Source organism: Arthrobacter sp. 10L430, assembly GCF_056395245.1.
The window spans coordinates 1-1226 of the sequence record NZ_JBFTJD010000057.1 but is presented as its reverse complement, the minus strand read 5'-3'; the positions used below and the strand labels follow the sequence as shown (position 1 = coordinate 1226).

At 65.0% G+C, this 1226-nt stretch carries 1 protein-coding gene; it reads right to left on the bottom strand.

Translation table 11 applies throughout. The features are described 5' to 3' along the window. Positions 1-37: 37 nt before the first annotated feature. Positions 38-1177: an IS1249 family transposase gene (locus tag AC1DDG_RS21635; RefSeq protein ID WP_476877693.1), complete on the bottom strand. Its 1140-nt coding sequence runs from the start codon at positions 1175-1177 to the stop codon at positions 38-40. Positions 1178-1226: the final 49 nt, after the last annotated feature.

Sequence of the window (1226 nt, the reverse complement as noted above, 5' to 3'; positions counted from 1 at the left end):
GGGTTATAGGACAAAACGTGTGTAATTCCCGGGTGTGTCATGTGCGTCCTGCCCATCCGGTGCGGTGCCAGAGGCCTTCTTCAGGGCTGAGTCCGGTGCTGTAGAGCTCGGGGCCGGGGTCCCGTTCTGTCGGGGCGCTGGCTTTGGTCWTGGCTGGTCCGTAGTGGCGGTCTTGGATGAGCTTCGTTGGCGGTCGGGGTTGCTCGCTGTGCAGGTAGAGGTACCACTCGATGGCACGCTTCTGGTGTTCCTCGCTCATGCCCCGGTGCGCCCGCAGCAGGAGCCGGAGCTGGGCGTTCGTGCCGCCTTCGATCCKGTTGGTCGTCGAGGCGATGTCCAGCCCGGCGTATTCGGCTTCCAAATACKTGAACAGCGTTCCGGCTTGGCTGAGGCGCTCCAGGAGCCGGTAGGCCTTGCGGAGCCTGTCATGCGTGTACCACCAGGACTSGTTGGACCGCACCCAGCCCGGGACCATGGCGGTAGTGCTGCGGTAGGTGCGCGCTTTGACCAGGTGCCCGTGCTGCTGATGCCAGTCATGGAGCCCGGCCAGCCAGGCTGCCGCCTCCGCCGGGGCCTTGATCCTCGTCAGCGCCCGTCCCAGCCGCAGCAACGCCTTGCCCGCATCGGTCCTGGGCCGGCCGGTCAGGTAGGTGCGCACGTTGCGCTGGACATGGACCAGGCAACGCYGCACCGAGGTTTCGGACCAGCACTCGGACAGGGCCSCAGCGATCCCGGAACCACCGTCAGTGATCAMAACCCTCGGGGCCGGAAAGCGTTCCAGCAACGCCGCCCACGCGGCCTTCTTCTCGGTGTCACACCACTGCCAACCCAGCACGTAGTCACCGGCAACAGCGATCAGGCAGCACCATGAACCCACGTAGATCCCATCGACCTGGATCTGGTCATGGACCTCGCCGGTCACCGGGATCCGCGGGGCAATGTTCCAGCACCACGCCGTGCGCCGACGCAATGACCGGGCCGTGCCGAACGAGGTGAACGATGACTGACTCGAGGTGCCCATCAGCCAGCCAAGGAACGCCTCCAATTCGRAGCGCYGGCTGACATCCGGGCGTTCAYTCGAGCGGCTCGCACCGCATGCCAGACACCGGTAGCGCTGCTTACCGGCCGCCGTTTTCCCGTTCCGTACCAGCGATTGACCGCAGACAAGACATTCCAGAGATATGCAAGCACCCCAGCCACCCTAAGCTTCGAAAGCTTAGCCATCC